Annotated in this window: 1 protein-coding gene; it reads right to left on the reverse strand. The window is 32.7% G+C overall.

What is annotated here, in order from left to right; all coding sequences use genetic code 11:
• Positions 1–275 precede the first annotated feature (275 nt).
• Complete coding sequence (locus L2764_RS24025) at positions 276–9203, reverse strand: non-ribosomal peptide synthetase/type I polyketide synthase (protein ID WP_248942904.1); 8928 nt, start codon at positions 9201–9203, stop codon at positions 276–278.
• Positions 9204–9487 lie beyond the last annotated feature (284 nt).

Raw genomic sequence — 9487 nt, forward strand, 5'->3', positions numbered from 1 at the left:
TTCGCTCTCGGCTGCTCTCTGTCGTTGAAACGTGCAAGAAGCGACAGTTATCCCCGATAAGAGTGATCAGCACTATCATTGCGGCCGTGGTTGATAAAAAGGACTACCCAGACGTATTTGGGCTCATGCCAGCTTAGTCAATCACCCTCTGGTGAATACTTACGTTGTGGCTCCTTAGCCGAAGTGCGCCTAATTGAGAGCCAATTTACTTTCTAGGCGATGAATTAACAGAAAAATCAGACTCCCGCTAAACTTTGCAACGGAGCCAAGATATATCATCGGAACCACTCTCTCACAGTGCTATGTTCAAGGATATTAAAGTGATGGCAGTCTACGTCAATTGTTTTAATATTTTTGACTTGTGTTTCTATATTACTATTATCCAGTGTTAATAAATATTTATTTAGCTTAATTGGTGTTTTTCCGTCAATCTGGTTTGCTTTAAATAGTATCACATTTGTTTTAATTAATATTCCTGATAAATAACAATTAGCAATCTCTGCCTCCGAGTCCCAAGCACTTATTACCTTTTTAACATACTCTTCATCATATAGTTCTGCCAATTCTTTTCTAAAGTTTTCTTTTACCTCAGCATTGTATTCTTCCTTAAACAAAGTAAGTAATACGGAATCAGGTAAGCAAGAATCTAGCAAAATAATGTTTATATTATCATATCCTCTGTTTTCAAGAATATATGCCATCTCCAAAGCAATTTTCCCTCCCTGAGACCATCCAAATAAATAAATATTTTCATCAAAATTGTATATTTCTTCATATTCCTTTATATAAAGTAGAGCCAGTTTGCTAAGAGAAAATATTTTCTGTGATGATTGTATATTATAATTACCAATTCCTATACAATTATATTTATTTTGCAGTTCATTTGCAATCCTCTGATATACTTCCTCTCCAGCATGAGCTGGATGTATAAAAATCATATTATCCAATTTTTTATTTAGTTTCCTCTGGAATTGATTGATGATATTTATGCCGTTGTTTGAAAGTGCTAATAATCGTGATATCCCTGCGATAGTTTTTTCTCTTATAATATCAGCAACAGATATAGAGGAATTAAAAGTTTTATTTATTTTTGTTGTCAATTCTACGGCAAAGATTGAGCTGCCTCCTATATTATAGAACTCATCATTGAGGCTTATTTCTTTAATTCCAAGTAGATTGTTTAATAATTGTGCTATTTTATAGTCTACATCTGTGTAATTTTTCTCAATTATAATAATCTTCTTCTTATTAATAAAAGTCGTTAATTCTTTTTCTACGGTAACAGGGTATATTGTGTTGTTAGTTTTATCTGCCATTATCCAATATGGTTGACTATCAAACTGATAGGTTGGCAAATCAGTTACGCATACTGTTTTTGTAAACTTGATATTTTTAAAATTATTTAACAAACCAAAAGACCATAACTTAGAGATGATATTCTCTTTAATATTAATATCCTTGTAACCTTTCTCTTCTATTTCTTTTTTAGAAGGGATTAGCTGGATTGTCTGAACTTCTTTATTATAAATATTTCCACATTTCGTAATAAAATACCCCAACCCTCTTCCTGGGCCACATTCTATGAAAATAGATATTCCTTTATGATTTAAGCAATTTCTAATACCTTTGCTAAGTTCAACTTTATGTTTTAATTGGTCACACCAGTATTGTGGTGTAAGAGTACGTCTATCAGACCATTCTCCAGTTAGATTTGATATGAACGGTTTTTCAGGTTTAGCAAATTCAACATCTTTCAGAGCAGTATATAATTTTATACTGGCTTTTTCCATCATTCTGGAGTGATAAGCATGTGAAGTAGCAAGAATAGTGGCAGAGATATTATTTTTATTGCTCCATACATATAATGCCTTTATATCGCTCTCTGTACCAGATAACACAGTATCATTTGGAGAATTAATGCTGGCAATATCACAATTAAATATATTTGCTACTTCTGCTAACTCTCTGTGACTCTTTTGCATTAACAACATTGAACCTCTTGACATTTCTTGCATACATTCCCCCCTTGCTATAACTACTTTGATAGCGTCTTCAAGCTTGAATACTCCTGCTAAGGTAGCTGCAACAAATTCACCTATACTATGCCCAATATAGAAGTCAGCATATATGCCCATCTCTTCCAAATATCTTGCCAAAGCGTATTCAATAATAAATAAAGCTGGTTGCGTCCATATAGTTTCATTTATATCAAACTTATGTTCACTAGCAAAAATATGTGGATATATAATTTTCCCAAAATCTTGATCTATAATTTCACTAGCAATATTGATACAATGATCCACAGTTTCTTTAAAGGTTGGTTCATTACAGTAAAGGTCATATGCCATATTCTGATATTGTATTCCTTGACCAGGAAATACAAATATTATTTTCTTATTTTGTTTAACATTTGTTTTAATGATAGGCTTATTTTCTTTTAGATTATTCATTAAATCTTTATAACTATTTGCATATAATGCCATACGGTATGCGAAGTGATCCTTCCGTTGTTGTAAGGTATAAGAAATGTTTGCTAATTTATCTTGATTAATTTCATTTTTATATAGATACTTAAGCAGTGCGTCTTTATAGTTATGCAATGAGGTTATTGTTTTAGCAGATAAAGGAAAAATAAATTCCTTATCTTCCTTATCATGAGCATAGGAATTTAGATTTTTTATATTCTCCGTGTTGCTTGTATAGTCACTTATAATAATATGTGCATTTGTTCCACCAAATCCGAAGGCACTAACTCCTGCTAATCTATGTTCTCTTGTTGTAGCCCATGGTTTATTTTCTGGATTAATCTCAAAATTTGTAGAGTCCAAATTTAGTTCTGGATTAGGCTCTTCAAAGTTTGCTTGTCCAGTAACTATACCATGCTTGAACATGGAGCATATTTTTATAATACTTGCCACACCAGCTGCCGAATCTACATGTCCAATATTAGCTTTAATAGAGCCTAAGGTACATTTGTTATCTATTACAGATGTCTTAGTACTATCTAAGGGTTGTTGTTTATTGTTTTGTACAAAAGCTTCTTGCAATGCCTGTAGTTCAATTGCATCACCTATGTTAGTAGCAGTGCCATGACACTCTACATAATCAACTTCATTTGAGCTAACCTTCGCCATTCTTTGGGCAGTAACTATACATTCTCGTTGTCCTGCAACAGATGGTGCTAAGTAGCTAGTTTTTCTACTACCATCATTATTTATTGCATAACCTTTAATCACTCCTAAAATATTGTCATTATCTCTTTTAGCATTCTCTAAATGTTTCAATAAAATAACTCCAACACCTGATCCTCGAACAGTTCCAGATGCTTTTTTATCAAAGGTTCTGCAATGTCCATCTTTAGAAAAAATCATACCCTCTTCATAAAAATATCCAGTTTGTTCTGGCATCGCTAAAGATACACCACCTGCGATTGCTATATCACACATACCTAGGTTTATCTTTTGACATGCATCTATCACAGTTACTAAGCTGGTCGAGCAAGTAGTATTAATAGATATAGCTGGACCAGTTAACCCCAGCAGGAAGGCCACTTTCATGGTAAGAGCATCTTTTCCATTCGATGTAGAAGCTGCCAAAAAATTAATATATTCTGATTCTTCACCATCTAATACATTTTTATAAAAATAAGATGTATCCCCACTACCTGCAAACACTCCTATTTTTAGCGACTCCCTTTGCTTTATATATCCAGATTTTTCTAACACTAACCAACTATGTTCAAGAAACTTACGTATTTGAGGGTCAAGCAATTTTGCTTCATTAACCGATAGACCCCAAAAATTAGGGTCAAATAAGGATATATCATCTATATGTCCAACAAAAGGTATGAAGTTTTTAGATTTTGGGCCTGTTATTTCCATATTCTCTGAGATACCTTCTCTCTGATTGCTAATCATTTCCCACAAATCTTGTATATCACTAGCCCCAGAGAAAGCCCCTGACATACCAATGATAGCAATTTCATGATTATTAGTTTCTAAACTGTTAGGGCAATTATTATGTACTGTAGAATTTAACTTTTTATTTTGCCCCCCATGATTCCAGTTACTTAATTTTGCAATAGAATCATATGTAAAAAGATCAGGAATTGTTAATTTCTTAAAAAGACCAATTTTATTAAGCTTATTCTTTAATCTGAGGACTGACATTGAGTTGCCACCAAGATTGAAAAAGCTTTGTGTAACATCAAAATCATATGTATCTAGCTCCAGAACTTCTACATAAATTTTTGAGAGCATATGCTCTGTATCACCTTTTGGTACTGAGTGACTATTTACACATATTTTAATTTTTGGCAAGGCATTAAAATCTATTTTCCCTTGTTGTGTTAATGGTAATTCTGATAACACCATATAATGCTTTGGTAGCATATATTCAGGCAAGTGTTTCTTTAAATATTTTTCGAGATATAAATATATTGAATTTTTGTTTTCAAGCTTATCAGAAACAATATAAGCAATAATATTATTATTTTGTATCATGGCTATAGAGTTATCAATGTTTTCTAATTTATTAAGTGTGAATGTTATCTCATTTAATTCAATTCGATATCCATTAAGTTTTATTTGGTTATCCTTTCTACCTTCAAATTTAACATAGCCTCTCTCACTCCACTTTCCAATATCACCAGTTTTATACAGCCTGCCTAGCTTATGGTGATTAATAAAACTATTCTTGGTTTCTTCTGCATTATTCCAATACTCTAAAGCGACTCCATCTCCACCAATATGAATTTCTCCTAAAACATTTACCCTGCAATATTCTCCAGTTTCATCTAAAATATGAATCTTTTGATTTGGCATTGCAATACCGTATGGAATATACGGTTGCGATACGTCCGCTTCTTTAATTTCATGCCATATAGACCAAATGCTACCTTCGGTTGCTCCGCCTAAACTCATTATTACTGCATTTGGAGCAAACTTTCTAATTTGTTCAGGCAAATTAAGTGGAATCCAGTCACCACTCATTAGGATAAGTCGCAAACTGTCAGATTTTCCATCATAAGCTTCAGCAAGTAGTTGCATCATCTGGGGTACGCTATTCCATATGGTAATGCCATGTTTCTTTATAAGACTACACCAATAATCAGGATCCTTATCTTGGCATGGGTCTGGAAAAACAATTGTCCCACCAGCAAATAGAGTCCCAAAAATATCGTATACTGATAAATCAAAGCTGAGTTCCGATAAAGCAAGTATTTTATCATTTATATTTACGCTAAACTTATTATTCACTGCAATAATAGTATTAGCAGCTGATTGATGTGAGATAGCTACCCCTTTTGGGATTCCAGTGCTACCAGATGTAAATATAATATATGCAGTTGAGTTTGCATTGATATCAGGCAGTACTTTTTCTTCAGTGGTAATAGATTCGTCACTGGCAATAGATTCTATTATTAACCATGAATAGTTATGCTCTATCTTGCTTCCTTGAATGATCTTCTCATACTGCACATCAGATACTAAAATATACTTAACATTGCCTTCTGTGAGTACAGTATTAATACGGGATATTGGCCATGTATGATGTAGTGGCAAATAGGTGTTTCCAGATTTCATTATTCCTATGGAGGCTATGACTTGTTGATATCCTTTTTCACTTAAAATAGCAATAGGCATATTCTCAACATGTTTTTTACTATACAAATAATTAGCAATGCGATAACTATATTGCTTTATTTTCTTATAGGTATATTTTGAGTTTACATCAATTACTGCAATATTTTCATCATCATGATTAAAAAAACTATCCACAAGATTATTTACTACTTTTGTCTGGAAAGCACTATTAGCTTTTTCGATAATGGCAATATCAGAATAGGGTAATTTTAATGACGGAACATCACTTTCCCAGTTTGTCTCTGCAAGGCATTCAATTATATAACAGTAGTCCTTATGCATATTATTTATTACAGTTTTATCAAATAATTGTGGCACATAACTCCACTGAATAGCAAGCCCTTCTGTATTTTCATACACATAATTTTCTAGATATATTTGAGCAGTATCACTGACAGTATAGCTACTATTTTTACAACCAAACAATGATAGATATTTGTTTTCCTCTCCTAACATGCTAGTTAGTACTACTGGTGCGATAGCCTTATTTGGAGCTAAATTAAATTTTTGACGAATCAGTCTTATGCAATCAATCCCATCAAATAAATTGTGCTCCAGATCATTCCATAACTCACGATGTGTACTTGTAATAGCATATAAAATACTGTGCGCTTGGCTCCTCTTGCTGTTAAATAATTCTGTTGTAGTGAAATTTCCCAGTATATCATTTATCTGCTTATGTAGAGGCAAGCGATTGAATAAAGTCATATTAATACAGAATGATAATTGTCCACTCCAAGATGTCAATACTAAGCCATAGGCAAATAAAATCACACTTGTTAGACTCAGTTGATGCTGTTGTGCTTTATCTTTTAAATTTTCCCATGTTTTTTTTGGGATAATTGTTGTTAAAGTCTTTAAAACTGGGTTTGTAACTGTCACTGGGTCAGCTATCATAGGCAAACCAATACCAAGATCATATGCATCTATTTTATTTAGCCAGTATTTTTTACTTTCTTTAAATAATATACTGGATCGAATCTTTTTGTATTGCTTAATATAATCTTGGAAATTTATCTCTAGTGCTGGAAGCTTCACTGCGGCTGAATCGGTACTACTATAGAGCATTGCCAACTCTGTCATAAAAATATTATAACTAACCCCATCAAGCAATAAAGCATCCATATTAATGTGTAATATAAAGTTATCATCCAGTTGACTAATCTCGAAATCAAATAATGGTAAGCTACTAATATCATAGAGCTTACAAGCCAATCGCTTGCGTATCCCTTCAAGCTGTACAAGGTTCACCAAACCATTATTAGCAATTTGATAATCTTGCTCAACCAGCAAAATTTGTTGTGACTCCTCATTAAAGACGGTTCGAAGTGCAGGATGGCGGTTTATTAAAATATTTAAGGATCTTTCAAGATTATCAATGTCTAAGGTATCAAACAATAGTTCTTTATATTCATTTATTGAATTATTACTAATTTCGAAACTTTTTGATCTTCCTAATATATAAGCTCCCTGCATATTAGTTAATGGGAAAGTATCATGTGTATTGCTTAGATTAGATAAACCAATCAGATAGTTACCATATTTAAATGTTCCTACTGATTGTTCAATCAGAGCTGATATTTTCTTAACAGTTCTATTAGGAAATATATCTTTCATGTCCAACTGGGAGTAGAAATTAATATTTAATATACTTACAAGACGAATAGCTAGCAGTGAGTTAAAACCTATTAGAAATAGATCTGTATCAATACTTACTTGCTGTGCCTGCATATCCATCAAGTCACATAAAGTTGCAACAACTTTCTTCTCTATTTCTGTCTCTGCTGGTATATAGTCCAGTTCATGCAATAATGTATTTTTCCTATTAGGAGGTGGTAATTTTCGATTATCAATTTTTCCATTACCTGTCATTGGAAATTTATCTAATACAATGTAAATTGTCGGAATCATATATTCAGGTAAATGCACAGCCAAATAATTTTGCAAATCCGTAGCTGATATGTCATAGCTATCAATAACTGTAATGTAAGCCACTATCTCCTTGTTATTATTATATTTTTTTAGAGAGACCAAGGCTTGTTGGATATGTTTGTGTCCAAGTAAGGTAATATTTATTTCCTCTAGTTCAACACGAAACCCTCTTATCTTAACTTGATTATCTTTTCTTCCAATATAATCTATGTTTCCATCTGGCAATTGGCGCACAAGATCACCTGTTTTATATATCAGGTCACTTGAATCACCAGTCAATGGGTTCACAATAAAACTGTCTTTGGTTTTATCTGGCTGGTTTAAATAGCCCAATGCTAGGCCATCTCCTCCTAGAAATAAATCTCCAACTTGTCCTTGATCGACTAATTCTAAATCATTATTTAAGATATAACATTGTGTATTTGAAATTGGCATTCCAATAGGAATAGATTTTGCTCTCTCCGCAACTTTATTACATACATAATATGTGGAAAATGTTGTATTCTCTGTTGGACCATAGGCATTAATCAAAAACTTTGGTTTATATTTCTCCTTCAACATTTTTCCAAATAATTTTGAATTAGCTGCTTCACCAGCAACTAATAAATAATCTAAATTATATAGACAGCTTATTTGTGTTATGCATAGTGTATTAAATAGCTGAGTTGGCAAGAACACAATGTTAATTCTATCATTATCAATAACGTGCTTTAATTTTAAAGGGTTTAATGTTGTTTCTTCATCTATAATTACGAGTTTTGCTCCGTTAAGCAACGCACCCCATATTTCAAAAGTAGAAACATCAAAAGCAATATTGGATATTTGGGAAAGACAGTCCTTTGTTGTAATCTGAATGAAGTTTGTATTAATAACCAATCTATTAATTCCATAATGCGGAATGCAAGTTCCTTTAGGATTTCCAGTTGAACCAGAAGTATAAATTACATACGCCATCTGTGCTGACGAAAAATATATATCAAGATTAGCATCATCCAAACTATTTATTGCATCACTGTCCTTATCTATAAAAATAATGCTAGATTGATTCTGAACGTATATTTTCTCAGTAGCATCCACTATTGAAATTATGATAGAGGCATTAGAATCTGACAGTATATACTTTATACGTTTATTAGGACTATTTAAATCAATTGGTAAATAGGCATTGCCAGTTTTTAGTATTGCAATCATTGTGATCACTCTTTCAATGCTAGGTGGCAGCACTACCGCAATTATTTTATTTGTTTTAACCCCACAATCAATTAAATAACGAGCCAGCTGATTAGCTTTTTTATTTAGTTCCGCATAGGTAAGAAATTGATGTTTATATATAATACTAAGTGCTGCAGGTGTATTTTGTACTTGCTTTTCAAAAAGCTGAGGCACCGTTTTATCTGATGGGTATATTTTATTAGTATTATCCCAAAGACATGATTGTTGCGAGACCTGGCTACTCTTAGACCCCTCAAACAAATGACGATATTTAGATACCCAGCTATATAGGATATTTTTTTTTATTCCAAGCCCTTTAGCTGTTTTAGATACTGATTGATTAGCATACAGAGCTAACTTAACTGATGAATGCTTAAACTTTTCTGAATGTTTCTTCGTTTTATCGTGGCTCATAATTACTTTCACCAATATAATGTATGGTGGTTCACTCGCAAAAAGGTCAGCTTATTACGATCTACTATACTTAGTCAGTATAGACTATTTTGCTGGTTTCTTCGAGCTATAGTCGTTTCTGGTGTATGAGGATAAAGTATTGCGATGTAACCTGTTAATTGATCTTGGCCGATCAATTAACAAAAGGAACATCGCAATGACTAAAAATGATAATGTTATTTCTATTGAGACACCAGTCAATCCGTTAGAAGAGCTATTAAAAAAAGGGGCACAAGCGTTATTAG

The organism is Shewanella surugensis, assembly GCF_023284005.1.
Classification (GTDB): Bacteria; Pseudomonadota; Gammaproteobacteria; order Enterobacterales; family Shewanellaceae; genus Shewanella; species Shewanella surugensis.

Bases quoted from the DNA above. Each gene is read 5' to 3' on its own strand.
- L2764_RS24025 (WP_248942904.1), bottom strand. From the start codon at position 9,203: ATGAGCCACGATAAAACGAAGAAACATTCAGAAAAGTTTAAGCATTCA.